Genomic DNA, 24,974 nt, shown 5'->3' on the forward strand with positions numbered 1-24,974 from the left:
ATAGGTATAAGGGTTAATCTAGTTATAATAGAGTAATTTAACTTATTTGAAAAGTAGTAGATAGGAATATCTCAATTACACAGAGAGTCTTTGATATACTAGTACCCTAAAGACTCTCTATATTAATCTTAATTAATAATTAAACCACTGGTCCAATATTACCTTTGTGTTGTGATCATTGAATACTAATTCTCCTGCCAAAGAGTGTGGATATTCTGAACATTCATATAGTCTATTAGATATTTGCTCTAATAGCCTTTCAGGATAATCAATTTCTCCTATTCTATACTTACTATGTAGCATAGCAATATTAACAAAATTATCTAATAATACTTTTTGATGATTGATAGCAGTTATATTTAGATAGTATGCATGCTCAGGGTGACATTGGGTAGCATATCTTAACCCACTCGAGCATATTACATAGCAATATTGTGTTCTGATACTGCTCCAAGCTCTATATCATCACCTAATTTATTATAAACGGCAGCATAAAAATGCGCTGTATCTCCTTTAAAGGTAATAGAAGGGAATTCATATACTTTCATAGTTTCATTCTGCTGAATTTTGGTCATAGCCATAAAATGCGATATAGTAGCAGGAAGATAGTTGATCGTATGGGTACCTCCACTATACCCTTTCACAGGACGCAAAGTACCATTATGGTAATATTAAGTTTTGAGCACCAGCACAAATACCCATAATCGGTATCTTAAACTCTAAAGTTTTCTCTAGAACTTTTTGATATATTTGTTCAGTATCCAAAGATTGTTCCCAGTGTTGCTTGGTAAATTCTTTTTTGTCCTTAGGATAGCTATCACCTGCGCCTGGATTAATCCAACCATCAAACTGTCTTATAAATTCCTCTCCTCCTTTATCTATCATTTCTAAAGTTACTATATAAAACTTTACTTCTGGATATTTTTTACTTACTAACCGCGACCAAGCTTCCACACCTGTAGACCAAAAACCATTACCATGACTAATGGCGATATAGGTACTTTCTGGGTTTTTGGAGGGAGAAAATATATCTGCATTTTCTTTAAAGAATGCATAAAGAGAGCTCTTAGATTTTTCTATAATTCTCTTGGATAAATCACCATCTAGTGCTAAAAAACTATCTACTATAGCTTCACCATTATCATTTATAATGGTATCAATATTTTCTATATGTTGAAAAATGGCTTCGCTTAATTCCTTTAATAATTGGTTGGGAACATGATCTAAGTTTAACATACTCATTATATGCAGAGGCGTAATAGAATTCTTATTTGGTAACTCTAGACTAAAACCTGCTTTTATCATTTCTATAGCGATGCCCAATTTATTACTTAATAAGGCTAAAGAGAGAAATGAAAAGCCGTAATTATTATTTAATGTAGAATGGTCTTGGTAATATTTCAAAGGTAAAGTACTTTTGTTTTTATCTAATACAGTAAGCTCTATTTCAGATAATAAATTATATTCACATTATTTTGTACATTAACAAAATCCTTAGATAATTTATATACATCTATAACGCTATTTATACGGACAATAGATGCACCTAATGACCGCATAGTTTCATATATTTGATTTTCAGAAAATTGATGATCTGGAAAATATTTTATAAAATTAGAGAAAAAATCTATATTAAAATTTTCACCTAAGGCGCCAAGATAATTTTCGATACTAATAGTAAAATTATTTTGGGATCTTGCTTTTAAAGCTTGCTCAATAATTTTAAAATCCCCATTTTGTAACAATCGTTCAATAATACTAATTCCCTCTTCTTTATCAAAAGGTAACGACAAATCAATGCCCTCATTTAGGATATCTTCTATAAGTTTTTTTCTTATATTGCTTAATTTTTCATTTTGAACATGTTGGCCTTCTACTAGCTCATAAGTTATAGGCAGCTGAAGTACAACACGTAATAAATTTTCTGGTAATAATGGATTAGTTAGATGTTTCAGTAACAAATCTTTGTGATATTGTAATATATAAGCATCATAAAGGTATAATGAGTTATTAAAGATCAAATTGTTAATATCATAATTTTTATCAAGCACTTCTTCTATCAATTCTCGTTGAATCTCTAAATTATTTTTATAGCTGCTTATACAGGCCAACATTACACTTTGTAATAAATCAGTAGAACTCCCGCTTTGAGTATGCTTGCTCAAATTCTCTTTTATTTCCTGTAAAATCTGAATTTTATCATCAGCCTTTACTTCTATACTCATAATTTTTCCTAAATATTTATTAAAAATATTAATAATTATTAATAATTAATTGTAATTCTTAATATATTCTTATAAGTCAATAAAGACTTTCTACGATAAAAAAATTTAAATTATTAATAGTCTGGTTAGAATATAGAAATTCATCAGAGTAAAATATTCACTTAAACTTAACTAATTAACTATATTATTATATATAATTATTAGGAAATAAACTAAGAGGTTACTATGGCCACTACCAATAACTTTGATACAAAAGCACTACAACAATTAGAAGCAAGAATTGAAAAGCTTACAAGTACCATTAAAAATGACTTGTATCAATGAAACAAAAAAATTTGAGCAGATTAATACTAAATTAAGTGCAACATTCGAGAAAATATTAGGTAAAGAGCATTATTCTAATAATGATCGTGAAGTAAATAACTTATTAGCACAAATGCAAGATGAAGTGAAACTAGATAAAAAAAGTGCCGAATTAAATGCAGCCCGGGATAAAGAACTTGCTGACAGAATAGAAAAACTTAAAGAAAATAGCCCAATCAGGCAAAACTCTGGGATAGCAAATAAAAAAACATCTTCAGATAAGGAACTCTTTGATAGAATAGAAAGACTTAAAGAAAATAACCCAATCAGGGAAAACTCTGGGATGTCAAATAAAAAAACATCTTCAGATAAGGAACTCTTTGATAGAATAGAAAAGCTTAAAGATAATAATCCCGTAAAACAAAAATCGTCTAAAAGTTTTTCATTTAATGATATTAAATCGCTAACTTCAACAAATCTTAATGCACAAGCTAGCATAGCTAGTGAATTTGCTTATCGTTCTAATAATACCAAAGAAGTGCAATCTTTAAATAATTTATCTAATACCCTGAAAGAAATGGGAAGTATTATTGATGATATACCTACGGTACCAAAAGAATATGAAAACACAGTATCAAACATTATTTCTAAAGGTTTAAAAACAATTTATGAAGGCATCAAAACAGTGATATCACCTGCTGTAAATGCTATTAAGGAATTAGGTAATAATTTAATCAATGCTATCAAGTCTACTCTAACAGAATCACCAGAAAAACAGTTACAAGCAAATAAGGAAAATCTAAAAGGATTATATAAAACATATGTAGATTTAAAAGATGTGGACAATAAAGTAAAAGATAAATTTCTGAAAAATCATTATGAACAAATTGATAAATTGCAAAATCCAAAAGAATTATTACTAGAAACTGCTAAAGTCACCAAAGCTATAATGCGTGCTGGAGGAGAAAAAATTAATAATATAAAACAACAACGTGAAACTAGTTTAAAAAGAGATAGATCTCCAAATAATAGCTTGGGTAATATATCTCCGCCTAATACCCCAAATATTAAAGTTAATAGTCCATCTAAAGATCATTCAAAATAGTGCTTTAGTTTAGAAAGAAGATTTATAATTCTGTAGAAGAATTACAGATTGACTTAGGTTGTATGAAGTTTTCTCTAACGAAGCCATATTAATATTCCTACAAAATTAAGAAAACTCAAGAATATATTTGCAGATTTATCAAATCTGGAACATATTCCACGAAAATGTTTGATTTTACCAAAAAAGGTTCTGTCAAAAAGATTGTGTAAGTTGAAAAACTCAGGAGATATGATATTAATTAATCAACTTATATGGAGTAAAATTATGACTAAAAAAATGCCCCTAAAGCCAGAGACTCTTGCCGATATTATGCAACATTATTCTTCACCTGAACAATTTGCTGACTTCTTTGCAGGACTTAAAAAAGCTGTAATAGAAAATGCTCTATCAGCAGAACTTGACCAGCATCTTGGCTACCATAAAGGTGCTAAATCACCTGCTGATAATAGCCGTAATGGTTCAAGCCAAAAGACTATTATTACTGATACAGGTAAAATAGACCTTATTACTCCCAGAGACCGTGATAGTTCATTTGAGCCTCAAATTATTAAGAAAGGACAGACCAGATTACAGGGCTTTGATGATAAAATTATTGCTATGTACGCAAGAGGAATGTCTATTGCCGGATATACAGGCTCATCTTCTCGAGATCTATGGCACAGAAGTATCTCCTGAGCTCGTTTCTTCTGTTACTGATAGAGTTATCGAAGAGGTAATTTTATAGCAAAATAGACCTTTAGATGCTGTCTATCCTATCATGTACCTTGATTGTTTAGTGATAAAAGTTAAAGAAAATAACCAAATTAGCAATAAATCCTTATTTCTAGCTATCGGGGTTAATATGGATGGCATCAAAGAAGTCCTTGGCATGTGGATAGCTAAAAATGAAGGGGCTAAGTTTTGGCTATCGGTTATAACTGATCTTAAAAATCGTGGTGTCGAGCAAATACATATAGCCTGTATTGATGGTCTAAAGGGCTTTGGTGAGGCTATTAACAGTGTTTTCCAAATACTATCGTCCAGCTTTGCATTGTGCATATGATCAGAAATAGCTTGAATTATGTGCCCTGGCAAGACCGCAAAAAGGTAGCGGCCGATTTAAAGCCAATTTATACTGCTTATCAGCTTTTATCACAGCTTTAAAATTGTTTAAACTTTTCTACAAAAATTCCTGTCCTGTATTTTGGCCTATTTCCTCAACCACTCCTTTTATTTCCTGTATAGTTTTTGCCAAACACCTTAAAATTATAAAAGATGCAAATAGGGATATTCTGATTTTTATGGATAGTGATCCATTTCCTGATTTGTATAATTTATATAAAAAATTTGGTAATTTTTTAGAAAATAATAAGGAATTAAATAAAAGTATTAATTATTTATATGATTTAGCCGCTGTTAATTTAGACGATATACCTGATGAAATAAAAAATAATCCTCTTGAAAAAGGAATGTTCCAAAGATCAGTATTAGAAGATCTAAAATCTAATATTCAAATTATTACAGCTGAAATACCGAGTTCCAAAAGAAAAAAATTAGCAGATAATGAGGGATTAATTGAAAAACCTTCCGATATGTCAGCTAAGGATATAGAAATAAATGAAAATTTTTTAAAAGAAAATTTAAAATTTACGGTAGAATGGTTTACTAAACATCCAGCAGTACTAAATGAATTTAGTAAAGACTTTAAGAGAAATATTGCAAGTAAAACTATTTATTAATATAAAAAACTAAATTTGAATACAGTGGAAAATTACATAATCAACATCTATATCGCATTTCAGAATAACTTCATACACCTTACCCTTATTTATTTTATCACAGAATAATTGAGAATTTAAAAATAAACATTAAAAAAAGGAATGGAATATGAAAGAAAAACAGAGCTTTTTCCTGTTATACTATAGTAAATTAAGTTGTATTCGGGGCTAGGAACGATAAGCGAAGCCTACAAATAGTAGGAGAGCTTTGAGTTAACCGCGTCCGCAAGTTCAAATCAATTTACTATTTTTGCTAAGGAAGCTGCAAAAACTATAGTGAAGCGTGACGATAAAATAAACACATTCTATCAAATGTTCTTTTATATCTTCTATATTATCTTAGAATCTTAGATTATTTATTGATCAATCTTTGCATTATCTATAAGTGTAGAAATTTTTTGAGCATTGTTAAATGAATCATCAAATTTAAAAATTAATTCAGGTGAGTACTTTAATTTTACTTTACTAGTCAGCATTTTACGCAAAACAGGTGTTAATTTAGTTAAAGACTGAATTACTAATTCATGATTTACTTTATAGGAAAATAATGGCACAATATATACAATTGCTACTCGTAAATCTGAATTTACCCTTACCTCTGATACAGTAACTGATACATCTACTAATGCTAAATCTAAGAGCTTACCTTTATTCAAAATTTCTGCCAAAGTACGTTTTATTAATTCAGCCACTTTAAACTGTCTATTACTCGGTAAATTTGATCCATTCATAATATAAAAACATTAAAATTTATCACTACAAAACCCAATTATACTAAAAAGTCTGCTGCTCTTCAATAACTTCAAAAGCTTCTATTATATCTTTTTCTTGAATATCATCATAGTTCTCAAGTACTATCCCACATTCAAATCCTTCTCTAACTTCACGCGCATCTTCCTTAAATCTACGTAATCCTTTAATCTTACCCGTATGTATTACTACATTATCACGTAATAGCCTAATTTTACAGTTTCTTCTTACAATACCATTTGTTACAAAACATCCAGCAATTTTATTAAATTTACCAACGTTAAAGACTTGCCTTATTTCAACTGTGCCAAGGATTTGTTCACGTATAATAGGTGATAACATACCTCCAATAATAGACTTCATTTCATCAATTAAGTCATAAATGACTGAATAATATCTTAATTCAATTCTTTCCTGGTCTGCTAGTAACCTAGCTGGACTATTTGCTCTTACATTAAAACCCAGAATTATAGCATTACTTGCTTTAGCAAGTACTATATCCGATTCTGTAATACCCCCAGCTGCCGAATGTAATATTTTAACTATAATCTCATTATTAGACATTTTTAGTAAATTATTTACTATTGCTTCTACAGACCCTTGTACATCTGCTCTTACAATAACAGATAACTCTTTTGTTTGAGATAATGATTCGTGATTGGAAAATAATTCTTCTAAGCTCAACTTATGTACGCGAGCAGTCCGTATCTCTCTAACACGTTTACTTCTGTAATCACTAATTTCTCTAGCTTGTTTTTCTGTAGGAACAACTGAAAAAAGATCACCTGCCTCTGGCGCTTCATTGAGGCCAATAATTTCAACAGGCATAGAAGGTATAGCATCTTTAACTTGTATACCCTTATCATTATGCATTGCTCTTACCTTACCAAAACTTACACCAGCAACTATAATATCCCCTATTTTTAAAGTACCTTTTTGTACCAATAAAGTTGTTACAACTCCTCTACCCTTGTCTACTTTAGCTTCAATTACAGTCCCAACTGCCATCCTATTAGGATTGGCCTTTAAATCTAAAAAATCTGCTTGCAATAAAATTGCTTCTTCTAATTTATCAATATTCTTTTTTGTCTTAGCTGATACCTCTACAATTATGATATCTCCACCTAATTCTTCTGGTACTAATTCATAATTTAATAATTCATTACGTATATTCTGAGAATTAACACCTGGTAAGTCAATTTTATTAACTGCAACAATAATAGGTAATTTAGCTGCTTTAGCATGATTAATAGCTTCTGCTGTTTGCGCCATAATACCATCATTAGCAGCCACTACCAATACTACTATATCTGTTACTTTTGCCCCTCGTGCACGCATAGCTGTAAACGCTTCATGTCCAGGAGTATCTAAAAAGGTTATGGATTTACCATTCATCAATTCAACCCTATATGCGCCTATATGCTGCGTTATACCTCCTGCTTCCCCAGCTACCACGTCTGTTGAACGTAATGCATCGAGTAAAGTAGTTTTACCATGATCAACATGTCCCATTACAGTAACCACTGGCGGCCGTAATACCATCAGCTCTTCAGGATCCTGCTCACCAAATAGTATATTTTCTACATCTGATTCCGTTACTCTTTTTACTTTATGCCCTAATTCATGAATAATTAATTCAGCCGTATCAGCATCTATAACCTGATTAATAGTTGCCATAACACCAAGCTTCATAAGCTGTTTTAACACTTCTGAAGCCTTTTCAGCCATACGATTCGCTAATTCCTGTATACTAATTACTTCTGGTAATATAACTTCTCTAGCAATTTTTTCTGTTTCTTTGTTTCTAAGGTCAAATCTTTTAGCTTTTTCTCTTGCTCTTTTAATAGATGCAATACTTCTAGATCTTACTGGTTCTTCATCTTCTGGAATATCATTATTAGCTATAGATACTTTACCATATACACGCCTATCTTCAGTCCATTTTCTAGTAACCTCAGATTTAATAACCTTTTTTGTAGATACAGAATGTTTAGAGGCTTTTTTACTAGAATCATAATCATCTTCATCTTCTTCCTCTCGAACTACAGCTTTAGTAATAGAGGGTTTTACAGCATCAGTAGAAGGTTGATCTTGAACTACTTTATTTGGTATATCTATGATAGGAATACCTATTGGATCTTTTACCTCTTCATTGGATAATTCTATAGAATGGTTTTTTGTTTCAGTAACTTCAGGTTCTTTCCCCAATTCCTCGCTAGGATTATCAAGCAAGGAAGGCTTTTCACTAACTTTTAATAAAGATTTAAAAACATATTTCTTATCAGCATGCTCAAGTGCACGTATTCTTGCAGATTTTTCATGATCCGTAAGAGAAGAAATATTATCATCTTCCTGTTGTAGTACATCATTTTTTATAACAGAAGAAGGAACTTCAACTACCCCATCATTACTACGTTCTTTAACACTACGGTTTTTCTTAACTTCAACTGTAACAGTTTTTGAACGGCCATGAGCAATATTCTGTTTTATTTGAGCACCATCACCCTTTGACAATTGTAACTTACCTGCAGTACTAATAGTCAGCTTTGATGTTTTATTCTTATCTTTATTGTGTGTATCTTCCATATTACTCTACAAAAATGCTATAAATTTACCTTATGCCTAGCTTGCATTATTATCTCATCTATTTCCTCTGCACTTAAATCATCTGTTCCAACTATTTCTTTAAATTCTTGACGAGATAAATCCGCTATATCCTGTACATTTTTTATACCCTGTTTAGCTAAAACTAACAATAACTTTATTGGTATATTTAACAACTTCTCTAATTTTATATCAGCGCCTAAACTTTTAACCTCTTCTATTACACTATTATTTTGCTGCTCAAGATAATTTTGAGCTCTATTTTTCAATTCTGTAGCGAGTACAGCATCAAAACCTTCTATATTTTGTAATTCCTCAAGTTCAGTATAAGCAATTTCTTCTATATTATAAAATCCTTCTGCTACAAGTAGCTGCGCTAATACTTCTTCTACATTTAACGCTTTCATAAATAATATTGATGCTGTATTAAATTCTTCAGAACGACGTTTTGATTCTTCATCCTCAGTTAATACATCTATACCCCAGCCCGTTAATTGCGAGGCTAACTTAACATTTTGTCCTCTTCTTCCAATAGCAAGGCTTAGTTGATCACTGGAAACAACTACCTCAATTCGCCTTTTATTTTCATCTATTACAACTTTACTAATTTCTGCTGGCGCAAGCGCATTTACTACAAATGTAGCAGGTTTAGCACTCCATTGTATAATATCAATTTTTTCATTTTGTAATTCGCTAATTACTGCTTGTACCCTCGCCCCTCTTACACCTACACATGATCCAACCGCATCTATAGTAGAGTCCGCAGAATAAACTGCAACCTTGGCACGAGACCCAGGCTCTCTTGCAACAGCCTTAATTTCTATTATATTATCATACACTTCCGGTACTTCTTGCGCAAAAAGTTTAGCAAGGAATTCATTACAAGTACGAGAAAGAATTATTTGAGGGCCTTTATTTTCCCTAGTCACACTTAAAATATATGCCCTTATACGATCTCCCTGACGGAAAGTTTCATGTGGCAACATACTTTCTCGCTTTAAAATAGCCTCAGCTCTTCCTAAATCAATGGTTACGTTCCCATATTCAACTCTTTTTACAACTCCGTTAATAATCTCACCCATTCTATCTTTGAAATCTTGATATTCACGCTCTCTTTCAGCATCTCGTACCTTCTGTACAATGACCTGTTTGGCAGTTTGGGCCGCAACCCTACCCAAATCAATTGGAGGTAATAAATCAAGTATTTCGCCTCCTACTTCCGCAGCACTATCTAATTCTTTAGCATCTTTATATGAAATTTCTTTTGCATAATCTTCTACATCTTTGACTATGGAAAGCTTTCTATATAATTTGATTTCACCTGTCTTACGATCAATTTCTGCTTGTATGTTGTGCTCATGACCATATTTTTTCCTACCAGCCACTTGTATAGACTGCTCCATAGCTTCAAATACTGATTCACGAGATATGCCTTTTTCTCTTGCTACCGCATCAATTATTTGTAATATTTCATTACCACCTATAGATAACACACTCATTGCAATTTTTTCCTCATTTATTACTGCACTATATTTATATTTTGTATCTTTTTTAATAATTTATCATTTAATACCAGCTTTGCTGCTATAATAAATGAAAAATCCACTTCAAACTCCTTATTATTCGATATGATCGTTATAACATTACCTTCTACATCTTTAATATTACCCTTACACTGTTTCATGTCATAAACTTTAGTAGAAAATGATAATTTTATGTCAAATCCTTGATATTTTTTAAAATCATCGATGTTCATTAATGGTCGATCAATACCCGGTGAACTTACCTCTAAATTATAATTCTCTATAATGATATCTTCCACATCAAGCAATGCCGAAAGCATATGACTTGCTTTTTCACAATCACTTACGGTAATCTCTTCATTATCTAAACGTTCTATCATCATTTGTAAAATTTTACTAGATTTTTTATTATTAGGACTAGGGCCTAATAATTTAACCCTAACCAATTTATACCCTAATCTTTTTAAAGATTCTTTAGTTAGTTCTTCAATTTTATATTCAAGTGGTGTTATATTATTAATTGTCATTATTAACTTAATAAAATCCATTAAAAAAGGCGGGAAAACCCACCTCCAAAAAGCATATACGAACTATTATCGGTGGATTATATAGTATAATTGAATGATTGCAAGCTGTTTTTATCTATATATATATAAAATTTTAAGTTAATATTTTTATAACATATATAAGTTGGTAAATCACGTTAAGTATGGATATATTTAAAGAGTTAAAGCTAAACATTAAAGAGATAATATCTCGTTTAGCAAAGAAACAGCATATTACTATAAATAATGAATTATTTAACAATCTAGTAATTAAATTATCACCAAAACAACAACATGGTGAAATATACACCAACGCAACACTTATTCTTGCTAAAATATTGAGTTATCCAATAAATGAAATTGGGCAATTATTAATTAATGAGCTCATACATATGCATTATATTGAGAAAGCTACTATGTCAAGCCCAGGATTTATTAACATAATTATCAAAAAATCTATCTGGGCACAAACACTTGATCATATCATTTCTAAAAAAATCCAGTTCGGAAATGCACATATTAACAAAAACACTATTCTGAAATGTACCACAACCTTTTCTACATATCCTCCATATATATCTCTTAGAGGAGTTGTGTTTATGAATGCTTTAGCTTCAATCTTAATTGAATGCGGATACAAAACTACAAAGCAATATTATATAACTTATACTAAAACATATATCCTAGCACTAATACATGCAGTTAAATACTACATATCCCTATTGGTAATAAATCAACCTATTACAAAAAATACACACAACATATTTTTGATAAAAATAGGGCAACAAATTATTGATGATTCTGGGGGTGATGTTTCCCCTCTTTCGGAGATAGATTTATTTCTTTATATCAAACACTATATTTTAAATAATATCCACAATAACGTTCTAGAACAATTGTACTCTCTAAATATACACTGTCCTATAAAATTATGCGAAATAGCAGAACCTTATACCAAGTCACATTCAGGTGATATACCAAATTTAGATAACATTCTAAAATATGTAAATAAAAAACATCATCATATACCTGATACTATTACTATTACGTGCAAAAATAATACTAATTGCTTACATACCCTATATGTCTCTAATCAAATTGTTTCCAATAACACAGAAAACAACATACATATTCCTCCCGATGATATGATTTTGATATTTCTAAGTCAGAAATATAACATGCCTTTATACATTAATTTTAATCAAATATTTGATAAATCTAGAAACAATGTAATATTTTATATAAAATATACATACAACTTGGTATGTTACATACTACATCATACTAAAAATTCCACTCCTCACTCCCATATCAACCTAAGTAAACTAGATATTTGTTATAGTCACTATTCCAAAGAAGAGATATGCCTAATACACTTACTATCTTTATGGCCACAATTACTAGAAGAAGTATCTATTTCCTATGATGTCCACAGAATAGTGCTTTATTTACAAAAACTCTCTATATATTTTTACAATATCCAATATAAAGATAATAATAAAAATTTGCCTTTTATTTACAATAATGATATCAATTTAACGGTTACTAAATTAGCCTTAATTAGAGCACTAAAAGTAATTATCGAGTCAGGCCTAAGTATAATAGGAATAAATGTAGTAGCAACCATATAAAAACTGTTAATTTTTAAAACATAAAATCAAATTGGGGAAATTATGCAACATCTAGATTCTGATAGTGAAAAAACATTAGATGAAAATTTAGATTTGGAAAATGTAGAAGAAAAAACTTCTTTATGGCGAATGTATTCTTCCACTTTATTACGCTTATTAGTAATTGCATTAATATTTGCTGCGTTAGCCTGGTATATGCTTGATAATATTTATAGCGGTAATGATAATGCTGACATACCTGTTATAAAGTCTGATTTTTCTCCTATAAAAATTAAGCCTGAGGATCCCGGAGGAATGGTGGTACCCAATATGGACAAAGATGTATATAACAATCTAGTCGAAGGTAATAATGAAAAAGCGCCAGAGCATGTTTTACCTATGCCAGAAGAACCTTTGAATCGTGATAACATTCTAGACAAGAAAGACCCTATGGCTCCAGAAGAAGTAAAATCTGAAGATAGTAAATCAACAGAAGAACCTATAAATCAAGATGGAGTTATTAAAGAAAATACTCCTAATATAACAAATAATACTTCCTCAGAAACAACTAATAGCAACTCTTCTCATACTTCTAATACCTCTAGTACTGCTACCACTAATACTGAAAATCCACTTCCACAGGAAAAGATAAGTAACCAAGACTTACAACAACCTCAAGAAAATAAGCATGTTGAAACTGATCACAGAAATATAGAATCAGCACAAACTACTGATATATCTCATAACGATGTATCTAATAATGTAGCTGAGCCTGATATCAAACCAATACCTGCCAATCAAAAAAATAACTTAATTCACAAAAATACACGTAAGATTGTAAATAATACTGGTTACAAAATTCAACTTGCTGCTTTTAGATCACAAAAAGAAGTAGAAATTGAGTGGAAAAAAATTAAAACACGTTATGAAAATATTCTAGGCAAAAATACCCATTCTGTAGAAAAAAAGGATTTAGGTGCAAAAGGAGTTTTTTATAGGTTGCAAGTTGGTCCATTAAGCAGTGAAGCAGAAGCACGTATGTTATGTCAAAAATTAAGTTCTTACAAACAAAATTGTTTTGTAGTTAAAAAATAGCTGATATTGTGATACCCGCACGTGCGGGTATTCTTTTTCTAATATTTTAAATAGCAGTTAGGATTGGTATTAGATATCGTTTCTCATCTAGGTTAAAGATTTTTGCTAATATTACCTAAAATATCTCTATAGATACTTTTCTAAATTCTTGTCACTTATATATCTTGATAGAAAGATTTTTTTAATTTTTAAAAAATTTTTTTCTTTTTAACTATAATTAGCGTTGAAAGTTAAGGAAATATTATTTATAAATAAAGTCCCTTATAAAAAATCAACATATATATATCAAAAATATTAACTTAATAACGCTTTATTAACATATTCAAAATATACTCTATAATGTAGTGTAGTAAATTAAGTTATATTTGGGACTAGGAGAGATAAACGAAGCCTACAAATTAATAGCTTTAAACAAGGTATATTCTATGAGACAGTTAACCGCTGTACAATATTATTTAAGAGCTAGAAATTTACATAAAATTGGTCAATATCAAGCAGCTCTTTATGACTATAATAAAGCAATTTCCTTAGAGCCTGAAAATCCAAAATATTACTCAAATAGAGCACATACTTATTCTAAATTATCACAATATAGCGAAGCAATTCAAGATTACAACCTTGCTATAAAATTAGACACTGATAATATCGAATACTATTATTACAGAGGACAGGCATATTATATACTAGCACAATATCAAGCTGCTTTAGAAGATATCAGCATAGTCATAGAAACATATCCAAGCAATAAATCTTATTTTATCAGAGGGAATTCATATTTATACTTGGGTAAACACCAAGAAGCTTTAAAGGATTACGATCAAGCTATAAAGCTTTTGCCATATGATGCAGAATGTTATGAGCACAGAGGATTTATTTATAGGCTTTTTAATCAGCACCAAGAAGCAATAAATAATTATACTAAAGCAATAGAGCTTGAACCTAGAGCTGCCAATTACTATGCAATAAGAGGTAGTATTTATAATGAGATGCAACAATATCAAGAAGCTTTAAGAGATTACAATAAAGCCATAAAGTTAGATCCACATGAAATATCATACTATAAAAGCAGAGGACAAATTTATTATATTTTGCAAAAGCATCAAGCAGCTATTGATGATTTTACTACGTTTTTAAATATGATTCCCGCAGCAAAAATATATAATTTTTAGAAGCCAAGAAGAGCTTCATTACTAAGAATCATAGCTCTAAAAGCTCCTATTCTGCACAAATATATTACCTCGATCAAGGAAAGAACTCAAATAAACCTAAAGATAATATTTTTTTGATGTCTTTATGTTATAAATATAGAGGGCAAAACTATTATCTATTAACTGAATATCAAAAGGCTATAGATGATTATACTAAATCAATCGAATTAAGCCCGGACTATGCATCATATTATTATCATAGAGGAGAAGCGCATTTGAAATTAGGTAAATACGAAGAAGCTATTATCGATTGTACTAAAGCAATCGCATTAGAAAAAAATAACTTCAAAAATATTATAAGCTATAAAATCAGAAGCCACGCCTATTACGCCCTAAAACAATACCAAGCGGCTATCTCTGATTATGCTGAAGTAATAAATTTTTCTAATAGCATTATAACGTGGACCAAAGAATTGCCAAAGCACTATAAAAAGAAAGGTGGTATATATAATAAGTTAGAACAATATATAGAGACTTTGAATGACATGAAAAAAGCGTAATATTTAAAACCTTCTACATTATTATGAAAAACTTTATGGCTTTCTTTTACACCAACGTGTAAACAAACATCTAATGCCTTTTTGGATATATCCACTCCGAGTATAGACATTTCTTGCATAATGCCCTTTCAAATACTATTATTTACTCACTTTTAAATTAAGATTCACCTTGTTAATTCAGAGATTACCTTAAGATATCCTATGATACTGTTCTATCTTTTAACTTAAAATAATATATATCTAGGCTTAATAATGTGTTAAATTAAAACGATAAAATTTTATCGTTAGAATTTTTACTACTACATACCTAACTACAAAATCGTTAATGATTTTACAATTCTGTATAAAATTTCTTTACTATAAGTGCCTCCAAAATTATGATTATCTATTAAGTTTTTTACTAATTGCTGGAGAAATAATTATGTTAGACATAAATAATGACGTTATATATAAAGATCTTGTAATTCAGTTAAATAAAAATTTACTTGCATCACTCGAGCAAGAAGCTGAACATCAAGAATTTGATCTTTTTGATGCCTACTATGCCGCTCTCAATGATATGGCTGCAGACCTTTTACAAGCAAAGGAAAAAGGTATTGATTTAAAGGTTGATTACGGTGAAGGAGCTTTAATTGATTTATATTTTAAGAGCTTATTTTCAGCTAGTGAAAAAGAATTTTATAAGAATGATCTTTTAAATATACACGAAAAAGATCTTATAAACTACCAAACTTTAGAAAGAGAATATATAGAATACCTCGCGGAAGAAATTAGAAAATATACTAATATAAATGGGCAAAAAACTTTCCCAAGTAGCGTTTCTTTACTTAAAGGATTACAGTTTTTTGAACAAGAAGTTGCCCTAAAGACCGATCTTCATTTTTATAACATACGGCTATTTTCTCTAGAATTACATTTTCTTGCAGAAAAGTCATTTTATTCTACTGCCAAAAGAACTAAAATATCAGCCAATGCTGAAGATAATATTAAAAATAATGATCTAATAAAAAAATGGGACTTAAAACCCGCAACTCAAATATCGGTCGATGCCCAAGGTAATATTCAGTATAACGATTTAAGAGAAAAAGTGGATTTAAAGTCATCAACATCTTCATCAGTCTTTATAGAAGAGATAATAGCAAGCCGAACTAATGAAAGCAGTAAAACCACACAAGTAATAAAACAAAAAGAAGCTCAAGCACGCTGCTCTCCTTGCAGTGTTTTATAATAATAGGATAGTAGTAAAAATGATAAACATAAGTTTTAATATCTTGGAGTCGTAACCACATATATAGTAAAAGAAGTTGAATATTGATTACTTCATTCAGATAGAGCAAAGAATTAACTAAGTACGCAAATTCAAACACTTTTACTATAATGGAAATGACTAACCGCCCCTATCATTCCTTTACACTATCTTACGTTTGAATAATAACAAAAACAGTATCTATAATAAAATTTAAAAAATTCTATTATTTTGGGGTAAAATATGTTAATATATACTAAGTGTTAAGTATACTTAATAATATCAAAAGAGTTTAAGACGGATATTTTTTAAATTAACCAATAAAGTTTATTATTCAATTTGCAAAAACTCATAAAAGATATATAATAAATTAATAATTGGTTAATAAAATACTATTATATTTTAATAATGTGAAATGTATTTGTAAAAGGAAAGATTAGTTATGGATAATAATAACCCTGATACCCATAATGACAAAAACGAAAAATTAACATCTGCCACAGACGAAAAAATCAAACCTGATGAATCAAAAAAGCTTGAAGAACAAAAAATTCAGCAAGAAGATCTAAAAAAGTCTGCTGAGAAAAAGCAGAAAAAAGAAGATAAATCAAAAAATCCTGAGCAACAAAAACTAGATCAATTAAAAGAACAAAAAGCTGCAAAAGAAAAAGAAGCAGAATTAGAGAAAGATAAAAAACTTGAAGATATTAAGAATTTAATATCAGATGCACGCAGAGCAATGGCCAATGGTAATTTCGATTCAGCATATAGTTTGCTTAACTCAGCGCAAGATCTTATTGCTTCCACCCCTATGCTCAAAGGTACTTCCGTCGAAAATAGCATTCAAACTATCAAAAGCGAAATGGTTGAAATGAGATCTGGATATGGCCAAAGAGAACAGACTGAAAAATTTGCTGAACAAGCCGCTAAAGAACAAGAAGAGGCAGCTAAATTATTACAAAATAGAATTGATTTAACTTGTGAAGTCATTGAAAAAGCTGATAAACATCTTTATAAAAATGAAGAGCATAAGTTACAAATTAATAAGATTAGAGAAAAGCATAAGCGTGGTGAAAAACTTGAAGCACACGAAGAAAAAGAATATCATGAAGTGCTTCATAAAAAATTCGAAGAAAACCCGGAGTTACATAAGGCTGCCCATGAACACGCTAAACAAACAGTTAAACAATTAGAAGAACATAAATCTCAATATGGCTTGAATGAAGATCAAACGTATAAATTAACTAATCTTAAAGCAGAGATTGACACCCATATATTTGATGAAATGGCATATAATGAGATAAAAAGCAAGAACAAAACTGTAAATAAAGAACAATCTCCAGATAAAATTAACGATAAAACTGACACTACAAAACTAAGTGAAGATAAATCTGTTAAGAACTTTATAGAAAGCTTGAGTAGTGGATACGAAAAAAATAGTGAAGGCCAATCTATAGGTAACTTGTCACCACCTAATTTACCAAATAATAAACCATCACCATCAATTGAAAAATCATAATAAGCGTTAAAAAATTTATAAAATTTGTATAAAATATATTTACTATTTATAATAGTCACGTTATGATCGGCCCTTAGATTTTTTACTAATTAAATTAGCGAGGTAATTATGCTAAATGCGCCTAACAAAGTTCTCTATGATAATCTTGTAGAATTACTAAATCAAAGCATAGCTCCGCAAATTAAAGCATTTGCAGAAAAAAATAACCAATCTTTTATTGATCTATATGCAAAGACAATAGATTCCTGGTCTGAAAAAGTTTTGAATGCAAAACAAAAAGGAATTGATTTAAAAACTAATTATGGCAAAGGTGCGTTAATTGACTTATATTTTTTTAAAGTATTAGTTGGTAGCACACCAGAACATCATTCACTTTATGAAGAAAAAATAAGTGCATTAGGTAGTGCGCAGTATAAAATACTCAAATCAGAGTATATAGAATACTTAGCAACCCATCCATCTAAAAGCCATTCTTATAGCAATGGAATAGCTCTTTTTCAAAAAGAAGTTCAAGATTATAAGAGTAAAGCTCATAACACACCTTCAAATCTTACATCATCTTCTGATATTGCACAAAGCACCTGGAACGTTAACGCCCCAAGTACTAGTAAAGCTTCACAAGTGACGCAAAGCAGAAGATCTCAAGAAGACAGCCTTACATATTCTTCTTCACATCAGAGCAAACATCCACCAAAAAGCAGCCATACTGATCGCGCTAAACAAGGTAAATCCAAAGGTAAAAGTTGTTCCATTATGTAACAACTTTTCATTTTTTACTTACGCCTTAAGAACAAACTTAAGGCGTAACCCCTTTATACATGTGATCAATTTAACGCTTTAGAAAATCTACTAAAATTTCCTTAGCTATAACCTTAGCTCTCTTTCCTGCAACTTCATCCATTTGTTTGCGATCATAAATATTTAACGCAATGACATAAGTTTGCTTATCTTTCTCTACCCAACCAATAAACCATCCATATTGCATATTACTTATTTTATCCCGACCGCTACCAGTTTTACCATAAAGCTTCCAGCCATTTTCTAATTCTTCTATGAACATAATTTCTTTAGTACTTTGCATCGCTTGCTTTGATACTGGAAGCTTTCCATTTATTAGCTTTTTTAAAAATTCTACTTGCTCATATGCAGAAATCTTAAGAGATGAACTTAACCAGCTTTCGGTTAAACCATCGTTTTTACCATCATTTCCACTCACATCCTCATTTCCGTAAGCAAACTTCTCTACATAATCTTGAAACTTTTTTGCCCCTAATTTTTTAGTCAGTAACTGTGAGTACCATACCACAGAATTTGCCATCCAACTTCTAGGATTATGGTCTTTTCTCCATATATCTAGCCTTGCATTATATTCTGGATTAAATTTCCACTCTGGATGATCAGCATCTTTTAAAATCCCACTATCATACCCCATTAAGCTTAATGGCACTTTAAAGGTTGAACAAGGCGAAATGCGTTTTGTACATTCGGTGCTATTAAAATTCTCTACAATCTTATTTTGATTTAAATCATAAATCACTACGCAAGGATCCATATCCATAAAAATTTGATTATAATCCACCACAGCGTGAGCTATATTCACAAAAGCTAAACACCCTAATATAAAAACAATTTTAAACATATTCATATTATATCCTATAAATTAATTACTACTTTTTCATTTTCTACAGAAATCTTACCTTCAGAATATAAACGCACTACTTGCTTATAACATTTATGCTCCTCTATTAAAATCCGCTTAGTTAAACTATTAATATCATCATTTTGCAATACTTCAACCGGAGATTGCATAATTATAGGTCCAACATCCATTTGACCCCGTACAAAATGCACCGTACATCCCGTAATCTTTACTCCTGCTTCTAAAGCCTGGGCTTGAGCATTCAATCCCTTAAATGAGGGTAATAAAGAAGGATGTATATTAATTAATTTATTATACCATTTATCAACAAAGCTACTGCTTAATATACGCATAAATCCAGCTAAACATACTAATTGCACTTTATGCTCAATTAATAGCTTATCTACTTCATCATCAAAATCTTCTCTGGATGCATAATCATGATTATTAACATATATAATATTCGGAATATTCGCTGTTTTTGCCCGTTCTATGCCATAAGCATCCTGCTTATTTGATATCACACTTACTATTTCAGCTGGAAAATCAGGCTTATTACATGCATCAATTAAACTCTGCAAGTTGGTCCCATTACCAGAAATTAATACTGCTATACGTAATTTACTCATGGTTAGTTTATTATAACTAGTGGATCATTTATATCATCCTTGGTAGAAATTTTACCAATTTCATATATTTGATAGCCATCTTCACTAATCAATGATAAAGTATCTCTTACATCTTCTGTACTCACTATCATTATCATCCCTATTCCACAATTAAACGTCCTAAATAATTCATAATCATCTATATTAGCTAATTTTTGTATCCATTTAAACAATTCTGGGATATTTAAAGCTTTCTTATCAATGAGAGCTTTTAAATTTTTGTTCATTACCCGGGGTAAATTTTCTATAATACCTCCTCCTGTAATATGGGCTAGAGCTTTTATATATCCTTTATTTATAGCCTTCATGCATGTTTTTGTATAAATTACTGTCGGTTCAAGCAATATTTCCGCTAAAGTAATATTACTAAATGAAGGCTTATCTGAATATTTAATATTATGTTGCGCCATAATTTTCCGTATTAAAGAAAAGCCATTTGAATGAACACCACTCGCTGCAATCCCTAATATTATATCGCCTTCATTAATTTTATCTTTTTTAGGTAATAACTGATCACGCTCTACCACCCCTACTGCAAAACCTGCTAAATCATAGTCCTCACCATTATACATCCCTGGCATCTCTGCAGTCTCCCCACCAAGCAATGCGCAGTTCGCTAATTTACAACCATCTACAATTCCCTTTACCACTTGTTCTGCAACACTTACATCAAGCTTACCAGTGGCAAAATAATCGAGAAAAAACAATGGTTCTGCACCTTGTACTATTAAATCATTAACACACATTGCTACTAAATCAATACCTATCTTATCATGAATTCCAGTTTCAATAGCAATTTTTAGTTTAGTACCTACTCCATCAGTAGTTGAGACCAATATAGGATCTTGGTATGATAATTGTTTTAAATCAAATAACCCACCAAAACCTCCTATTTCAGAGTATACCCCTGCTCTTTTAGTAGATTTTGCCATAACTTTGATTATGTTTACAAGATCATTTCCTTTAGTAATACTTACCCCCGCTTGCTCATAAGTTATACGACTAGATTTTTCCATACTTGTCATCCTTTCTAACTTCAGATATAATTCTGTTTTATATAAATACATTTTTCATTATAAAAATGCGAATATTTTTTTTTATTATTATACTAATTGTTCATATAACCTCTCATATCACTGTATACGCAAATGAGAAAACTTTAATTATACCCATCTTTATTAGGGATAAACAATATATACTCTGGGAACCAAATAATCACTGGAAATCTGCTCTAAGTAAGTATCTATCCTCAGAATATAAACAGAATCTTATTATTCCTATAGGTGATTTAGATGATATTTCTCTTGTTAATTATGACATAATTAACAACCCAAGTCTTTCTAATTTACAAAATATATTAGAGAAATATAATGCACAGACAATATTAATCGCTTCTTCTCATTATTTTATTGATATTAAAACAAATTTACCAGCTTTAGAATTAACTCTTAAATATTTAAGCCCTTCAGAAGAAGAGAGCAAAGTAATATTAATCAATGATTATCGCAATAATTCTTTACAATTTTTATTAAAGCAAGCAGTAACAGAAGTGATAAATAATATTAATACTACCGCTGATAATATAGAAATAGACCAAAATCGTAAAACAACTAATATAATATTCAATCTATCCATACGAAATATAGAGAATTGGATAGAAATCAGGAAAAAACTTAACCGTATTAAGAAAATCCACAGCCTAATAGTCAAGGAAATCTCTACACAGAATGCAATTATTAGTATAGACTATATTGGTGAAACAGAAGAATTATTTACAGAATTAAAATCTTATGGTTTTATGCTAGATAAACAACACAATATTATTACAATATCGTTATGACATATAAGCCATCTATAATTTATCAATATATATTTTGGGTCCTATTCTCTGCGCTTGTAGTGATATTCCTTTACGCAACTAAAAATACTCTATTTCCATTTATTATAGCAATGGTTTTTGCATACTTGCTTGATCCATTAGTAGCAAAATTGGAATCGAAATCATTATCACGTAGTAGCTCATCTGGTATAATAGTTGCAATGTTTTTCATAATTATTATTGTTGTAGGCATAATAATTATGCCTTTAATTTATGATCAGTTCATAAGCTTTATACATAAAATTCCTGAATATCATATTTCTATGCAAAAAAAAGTTATACCGCTATATTCAGAACTAATGGAAAAAATTGATCCAAACCTTGTAGAAAAAATAGATGGACTTGCACAAAATTTTTCTGAAAAATTATTTCAATATTTAACTCGTTTTCTAAATAGTATTTGGCAATCTGGTTTAGCTTTAATAAATTTTCTCTTTTTAATTTTTATTACCCCAATTATAACTTTTTATTTGCTTAGAGATTGGCCTAAAATGTTATATACTATTGAACAACTATTACCTAATAGCACTAAAGGTATAATAAAAGAGCAAACCCAAGAAATAGATTTTATTTTATCTGGATATATCCGTGGACAAATGAATGTATGTTTAATGATGGCTGTGTTTTACTCCACATCCTTATCATTTCTTGGCCTCGATTTTGGACTGGTTATAGGGGCAGCAAGTGGCTTATTAACTTTGATACCTTTTATTGGACCTATTATAGGTTTTATAGCTTCCTTATCTCTTGCTTTATTCCAATCTATGGATAGTACACATATATTAATTCTATGCATTATTTTTATCATAGGACCAGCACTGGAAGGTAATTTTATAACGCCAAAATTAGTCGGAGAAAGAGTAAAGCTACATCCAGCATGGATTATATTTGCAGTATTGGTGAGCACTAATCTGGCTGGATTTACTGGAATGTTAGTTGCTGTTCCAACCGCCGCTATTATTGGGGTATTAACACGTTTTTTCATTCAACAATATTTATCTAGTAATTTTTCGAAATGAATAAACAAATCTACTTTGAGCTCAAACCTAATCAAGAATATACCGATACAGATTTCATAATATCTTCAGCTAATGAAGAAGCTGTAAACAAATTAACTAGCTGGCCTAATAAAACCGATATTAATCAAATTCATGGCATTATACTATATGGCCCAGAACACTCTGGAAAAACACATTTATGTCACATATGGCAAAATAAAACTAGGGCCATTTTTATTAACTCTTTATATAATTTACACCAAATAATTCAATCTAATTGCTATATTGTTGAAGATATAGACGAATTAATACCACAGCATGAAGAAAATTTTCTACACTTATTAAACACTTTAATAGAACATAAGTATTATTTTATTTTTACTAGTAAATTTCCTCCTTCTTCAATAATGATAAATTTACCTGACCTTGCCTCCCGTATTCGTGCTATGCATAACATTGAAATAAAACACCCAGATGAACCTCTTTTAAAAGCCCTAATGATAAAATATTTTTCAGAACGGCAATTAAAAATTGATTTAAATGTTATAGATTATTTATTAGTACGTATTGAACGTTCATGTGGTGCAGTACGTAATATAGTTGAACTTATTGACAAGCATTCTTTAGCTGAAAAACGCAACGTAACTATCAAATTTGCACATTATATATTAAATAATATGATATAATTTTTATAATTTATAATTTTATACGTTGATATTTATCAAATATTCTAGTAAGTTACCCTGCTTATTAGATATTATAAAATAAGGCGTAAACTTATGAACATTATTCAGCGTTTTGAACAGCAGCAAATTAGTGAAAACTCTCGTTCTCTGTCTGATTTTCGCCCTGGTGATACCTTAAAGGTTAATGTAAAAATTCGTGAAGGAGCCGTAGAGCGTATACAAGCGTTTGAAGGCGTATGCATTGCTTCCAAAAACAGAGGCATCAGCTCTTCTTTTACAGTGCGCAAAATTAGTTATGGCGAAGGAGTAGAACGTACATTTCCTCTACATGCTCCTTGCATTGATAGTATAGTCGTGATAAGGAAAGGCATCGTAAGAAGAGCCAAATTATATTACATGAGAGCCCTTAAAGGTAAAGCTGCTAGAATCAAAGAAAAACTTTATTAGTTAAAATTCTCCATTTTTAATAAAATGGAGAATTTTGTTTTGGTTAATTATATTTTCTTTAGAATATTTGAGATTATATTATATACTTAAATAAAATGGTTATAATACACAAAAAATTGTAAGATAGACTATAAAAGTATAATATCTTTTTTACTTTTCTATATAAAGTCATAGACTCTTGTTGCATATATAGTAAAAGCATTTGAATTTGCGTACTCAGTTAGCTTTTCTCTCTCATACTAATTGTAGGCTCTCTCTATCTGAGCCTAGTAATCAATATTCCATTAAATCAGGATCAAATTCTTGCTTATGTTTAAGCATGCTAAAGAAGGGATAATTAAAGTACTTGATCAACGCACAAGGGTGAGGAGCCGAAACCTACTTTTTGCTAATGAGCATTGATCTACGTTGTTTGATTGCCAAGTACTTTTACTATAGTAAATTGATTTGAATCCGGAACGTGGTTAACTCAAAGCTCTCCTACTATCTAGGCTTCACTCTTTTGACGTCCCAAATACAATTTAATTTACTATATTAAGCATGGGCTGCCCCAAAATTAAGTTGTTGAAATCTGATTAATAGCATTTATTCAAGAAGATTAAGATATATATCAAATAATTAAATTTACTACTAATCAAGAAATATACCTATAAAAAATATTTTTATA

25 protein-coding genes and 1 pseudogene are annotated in these 24,974 nt (G+C 30.2%); 14 read left to right on the plus strand and 12 right to left on the minus strand.

Features of this window, described 5'->3' with window-relative positions:
* Nucleotides 1-132 precede the first annotated feature (132 nt).
* From NOVO_01295 to NOVO_01310, 4 genes are all read right to left on the minus strand, one after another.
* The gene (locus tag NOVO_01295) at nt 133-303 is read right to left on the minus strand and encodes a hypothetical protein (protein AIL64659.1); all 171 of its coding nucleotides are present in this window, start codon (nt 301-303) and stop codon (nt 133-135) included.
* 116 nt (nt 304-419) lie between these two features.
* A complete protein-coding gene (locus tag NOVO_01300) occupies nt 420-644 on the minus strand; it encodes a hypothetical protein (protein AIL64660.1) in 225 nt (74 codons plus the stop codon).
* Between the two features lie 16 nt (nt 645-660).
* Nucleotides 661-1,305 (minus strand): hypothetical protein, encoded by a 645-nt coding sequence (locus NOVO_01305; GenBank protein AIL64661.1) that lies wholly within the window; start codon nt 1,303-1,305, stop codon nt 661-663.
* Between the two features lie 137 nt (nt 1,306-1,442).
* Entirely contained in the window at nt 1,443-2,225 is a 783-nt protein-coding gene (locus NOVO_01310; protein ID AIL64662.1) for a hypothetical protein, read from the minus strand.
* A 307-nt stretch (nt 2,226-2,532) separates the two neighbouring features.
* Here NOVO_01310 and NOVO_01320 point away from each other — a divergent pair, with 307 nt between their 5' ends.
* The 3 genes and pseudogenes from NOVO_01320 (at nt 2,533) to NOVO_01335 (ending at nt 5,351) form a co-directional block, all read left to right on the plus strand.
* Nucleotides 2,533-3,633 carry a hypothetical protein gene (locus NOVO_01320; protein AIL64663.1) on the plus strand — a complete coding sequence of 367 codons (1,101 nt, stop codon included), beginning with the start codon at nt 2,533-2,535 and terminating at the stop codon, nt 3,631-3,633.
* 264 nt (nt 3,634-3,897) lie between these two features.
* Nucleotides 3,898-4,675 (plus strand): annotated as a pseudogene (locus tag NOVO_01325) (transposase; disrupted).
* Between the two features lie 103 nt (nt 4,676-4,778).
* A complete protein-coding gene (locus NOVO_01335; GenBank protein AIL64664.1) occupies nt 4,779-5,351 on the plus strand; it encodes a hypothetical protein in 573 nt (190 codons plus the stop codon).
* Between the two features lie 395 nt (nt 5,352-5,746).
* On the opposite strand, the gene NOVO_01340 is transcribed toward NOVO_01335, so the two are convergent.
* The 4 genes from NOVO_01340 to rimP are packed head-to-tail and all read right to left on the minus strand — an operon-like array spanning nt 5,747 to nt 10,815.
* Complete coding sequence (locus NOVO_01340) at nt 5,747-6,121, minus strand: Ribosome-binding factor A (protein ID AIL64665.1); 375 nt, start codon at nt 6,119-6,121, stop codon at nt 5,747-5,749.
* 43 nt (nt 6,122-6,164) lie between these two features.
* Nucleotides 6,165-8,726 carry a Translation initiation factor IF-2 gene (infB, locus tag NOVO_01345; protein ID AIL64666.1) on the minus strand — a complete coding sequence of 854 codons (2,562 nt, stop codon included), beginning with the start codon at nt 8,724-8,726 and terminating at the stop codon, nt 6,165-6,167.
* A gap of 17 nt (nt 8,727-8,743) precedes the next feature.
* Entirely contained in the window at nt 8,744-10,243 is a 1,500-nt protein-coding gene (gene nusA, locus NOVO_01350; GenBank protein ID AIL64667.1) for a N utilization substance protein A, read from the minus strand.
* 20 nt (nt 10,244-10,263) lie between these two features.
* On the minus strand, nt 10,264-10,815 hold the full coding sequence (rimP, locus tag NOVO_01355) for a Ribosome maturation factor RimP (protein ID AIL64668.1): 552 nt from the start codon (nt 10,813-10,815) through the stop codon (nt 10,264-10,266).
* A 161-nt stretch (nt 10,816-10,976) separates the two neighbouring features.
* Here rimP and NOVO_01360 point away from each other — a divergent pair, with 161 nt between their 5' ends.
* From NOVO_01360 to NOVO_01375, 4 genes are all read left to right on the plus strand, one after another.
* Complete coding sequence (locus NOVO_01360) at nt 10,977-12,443, plus strand: arginyl-tRNA synthetase (protein ID AIL64669.1); 1,467 nt, start codon at nt 10,977-10,979, stop codon at nt 12,441-12,443.
* Between the two features lie 42 nt (nt 12,444-12,485).
* On the plus strand, nt 12,486-13,517 hold the full coding sequence (locus NOVO_01365; GenBank protein AIL64670.1) for a Sporulation related domain protein: 1,032 nt from the start codon (nt 12,486-12,488) through the stop codon (nt 13,515-13,517).
* A gap of 425 nt (nt 13,518-13,942) precedes the next feature.
* A complete protein-coding gene (locus NOVO_01370) occupies nt 13,943-14,686 on the plus strand; it encodes a Tetratricopeptide repeat protein (protein ID AIL64671.1) in 744 nt (247 codons plus the stop codon).
* 116 nt (nt 14,687-14,802) lie between these two features.
* Nucleotides 14,803-15,225 (plus strand): Tetratricopeptide repeat protein, encoded by a 423-nt coding sequence (locus NOVO_01375; GenBank protein ID AIL64672.1) that lies wholly within the window; start codon nt 14,803-14,805, stop codon nt 15,223-15,225.
* On the opposite strand, the gene NOVO_01380 is transcribed toward NOVO_01375, so the two are convergent.
* Nucleotides 15,150-15,344, minus strand: a complete 195-nt coding sequence (locus tag NOVO_01380; GenBank protein AIL64673.1) for a hypothetical protein — start codon at nt 15,342-15,344, stop codon at nt 15,150-15,152. The two genes, NOVO_01375 and NOVO_01380, sit on opposite strands and share 76 nt — an antisense overlap.
* A gap of 302 nt (nt 15,345-15,646) precedes the next feature.
* Here NOVO_01380 and NOVO_01385 point away from each other — a divergent pair, with 302 nt between their 5' ends.
* The 3 genes from NOVO_01385 (at nt 15,647) to NOVO_01395 (ending at nt 18,749) form a co-directional block, all read left to right on the plus strand.
* The gene (locus NOVO_01385) at nt 15,647-16,453 is read left to right on the plus strand and encodes a hypothetical protein (protein ID AIL64674.1); all 807 of its coding nucleotides are present in this window, start codon (nt 15,647-15,649) and stop codon (nt 16,451-16,453) included.
* Nucleotides 16,454-16,913: 460 nt separating this feature from the next.
* Nucleotides 16,914-17,990: a hypothetical protein gene (locus NOVO_01390; protein ID AIL64675.1), complete on the plus strand. Its 1,077-nt coding sequence runs from the start codon at nt 16,914-16,916 to the stop codon at nt 17,988-17,990.
* A gap of 108 nt (nt 17,991-18,098) precedes the next feature.
* Nucleotides 18,099-18,749 (plus strand): hypothetical protein, encoded by a 651-nt coding sequence (locus NOVO_01395; protein ID AIL64676.1) that lies wholly within the window; start codon nt 18,099-18,101, stop codon nt 18,747-18,749.
* Nucleotides 18,750-18,819: 70 nt separating this feature from the next.
* Here the strand turns inward: NOVO_01395 and bla are convergent, their stop codons facing one another.
* Genes bla through purM form a run of 3 tightly spaced genes read right to left on the minus strand, consistent with a single transcriptional unit; the run spans nt 18,820 to nt 21,313 of the window.
* Complete coding sequence (bla, locus tag NOVO_01400) at nt 18,820-19,635, minus strand: Beta-lactamase OXA-1 precursor (GenBank protein AIL64677.1); 816 nt, start codon at nt 19,633-19,635, stop codon at nt 18,820-18,822.
* Nucleotides 19,636-19,643: 8 nt separating this feature from the next.
* Nucleotides 19,644-20,258: a Phosphoribosylglycinamide formyltransferase gene (purN, locus tag NOVO_01405; protein ID AIL64678.1), complete on the minus strand. Its 615-nt coding sequence runs from the start codon at nt 20,256-20,258 to the stop codon at nt 19,644-19,646.
* 2 nt (nt 20,259-20,260) lie between these two features.
* The gene (gene purM, locus NOVO_01410; GenBank protein AIL64679.1) at nt 20,261-21,313 is read right to left on the minus strand and encodes a Phosphoribosylformylglycinamidine cyclo-ligase; all 1,053 of its coding nucleotides are present in this window, start codon (nt 21,311-21,313) and stop codon (nt 20,261-20,263) included.
* 65 nt (nt 21,314-21,378) lie between these two features.
* Here purM and NOVO_01415 point away from each other — a divergent pair, with 65 nt between their 5' ends.
* From NOVO_01415 to rplS, 4 genes are all read left to right on the plus strand, one after another.
* Nucleotides 21,379-22,137, plus strand: a complete 759-nt coding sequence (locus NOVO_01415) for a hypothetical protein (protein ID AIL64680.1) — start codon at nt 21,379-21,381, stop codon at nt 22,135-22,137.
* Nucleotides 22,134-23,195, plus strand: coding sequence for a pheromone autoinducer 2 transporter (locus tag NOVO_01420; protein AIL64681.1), 1,062 nt, complete (start codon nt 22,134-22,136; stop codon nt 23,193-23,195). Before NOVO_01415 ends, NOVO_01420 begins: the two co-directional genes overlap by 4 nt.
* On the plus strand, nt 23,192-23,860 hold the full coding sequence (locus tag NOVO_01425) for a DnaA regulatory inactivator Hda (protein ID AIL64682.1): 669 nt from the start codon (nt 23,192-23,194) through the stop codon (nt 23,858-23,860). Before NOVO_01420 ends, NOVO_01425 begins: the two co-directional genes overlap by 4 nt.
* A 93-nt stretch (nt 23,861-23,953) precedes the next feature.
* Nucleotides 23,954-24,307: a Ribosomal protein L19 gene (rplS, locus tag NOVO_01430; protein AIL64683.1), complete on the plus strand. Its 354-nt coding sequence runs from the start codon at nt 23,954-23,956 to the stop codon at nt 24,305-24,307.
* Nucleotides 24,308-24,974: the final 667 nt, after the last annotated feature.

The organism is Rickettsiales bacterium Ac37b (assembly GCA_000746585.2).
In the GTDB taxonomy this organism is placed as follows: Bacteria; Pseudomonadota; Alphaproteobacteria; order Rickettsiales; family Arcanibacteraceae; genus Ac37b.

Coding starts and splice junctions, on each gene's coding strand:
- NOVO_01295 (AIL64659.1), bottom strand. CDS start 303: ATGCTACATAGTAAGTATAGAATAGGAGAAATTGATTATCCTGAAAGG.
- NOVO_01305 (AIL64661.1), bottom strand. CDS start 1,305: ATGATAAAAGCAGGTTTTAGTCTAGAGTTACCAAATAAGAATTCTATT.
- NOVO_01310 (AIL64662.1), bottom strand. CDS start 2,225: ATGAGTATAGAAGTAAAGGCTGATGATAAAATTCAGATTTTACAGGAA.
- NOVO_01320 (AIL64663.1), top strand. CDS start 2,533: ATGACTTGTATCAATGAAACAAAAAAATTTGAGCAGATTAATACTAAA.
- NOVO_01340 (AIL64665.1), bottom strand. CDS start 6,121: ATGAATGGATCAAATTTACCGAGTAATAGACAGTTTAAAGTGGCTGAA.
- infB (AIL64666.1), bottom strand. CDS start 8,726: ATGGAAGATACACACAATAAAGATAAGAATAAAACATCAAAGCTGACT.
- nusA (AIL64667.1), bottom strand. CDS start 10,243: ATGAGTGTGTTATCTATAGGTGGTAATGAAATATTACAAATAATTGAT.
- rimP (AIL64668.1), bottom strand. CDS start 10,815: ATGGATTTTATTAAGTTAATAATGACAATTAATAATATAACACCACTT.
- NOVO_01360 (AIL64669.1), top strand. CDS start 10,977: ATGGATATATTTAAAGAGTTAAAGCTAAACATTAAAGAGATAATATCT.
- NOVO_01365 (AIL64670.1), top strand. CDS start 12,486: ATGCAACATCTAGATTCTGATAGTGAAAAAACATTAGATGAAAATTTA.
- NOVO_01370 (AIL64671.1), top strand. CDS start 13,943: ATGAGACAGTTAACCGCTGTACAATATTATTTAAGAGCTAGAAATTTA.
- NOVO_01375 (AIL64672.1), top strand. CDS start 14,803: ATGTCTTTATGTTATAAATATAGAGGGCAAAACTATTATCTATTAACT.
- NOVO_01380 (AIL64673.1), bottom strand. CDS start 15,344: ATGCAAGAAATGTCTATACTCGGAGTGGATATATCCAAAAAGGCATTA.
- NOVO_01385 (AIL64674.1), top strand. CDS start 15,647: ATGTTAGACATAAATAATGACGTTATATATAAAGATCTTGTAATTCAG.
- NOVO_01390 (AIL64675.1), top strand. CDS start 16,914: ATGGATAATAATAACCCTGATACCCATAATGACAAAAACGAAAAATTA.
- NOVO_01395 (AIL64676.1), top strand. CDS start 18,099: ATGCTAAATGCGCCTAACAAAGTTCTCTATGATAATCTTGTAGAATTA.
- bla (AIL64677.1), bottom strand. CDS start 19,635: ATGAATATGTTTAAAATTGTTTTTATATTAGGGTGTTTAGCTTTTGTG.
- purN (AIL64678.1), bottom strand. CDS start 20,258: ATGAGTAAATTACGTATAGCAGTATTAATTTCTGGTAATGGGACCAAC.
- purM (AIL64679.1), bottom strand. CDS start 21,313: ATGGAAAAATCTAGTCGTATAACTTATGAGCAAGCGGGGGTAAGTATT.
- NOVO_01415 (AIL64680.1), top strand. CDS start 21,379: ATGCGAATATTTTTTTTTATTATTATACTAATTGTTCATATAACCTCT.
- NOVO_01420 (AIL64681.1), top strand. CDS start 22,134: ATGACATATAAGCCATCTATAATTTATCAATATATATTTTGGGTCCTA.
- NOVO_01425 (AIL64682.1), top strand. CDS start 23,192: ATGAATAAACAAATCTACTTTGAGCTCAAACCTAATCAAGAATATACC.
- rplS (AIL64683.1), top strand. CDS start 23,954: ATGAACATTATTCAGCGTTTTGAACAGCAGCAAATTAGTGAAAACTCT.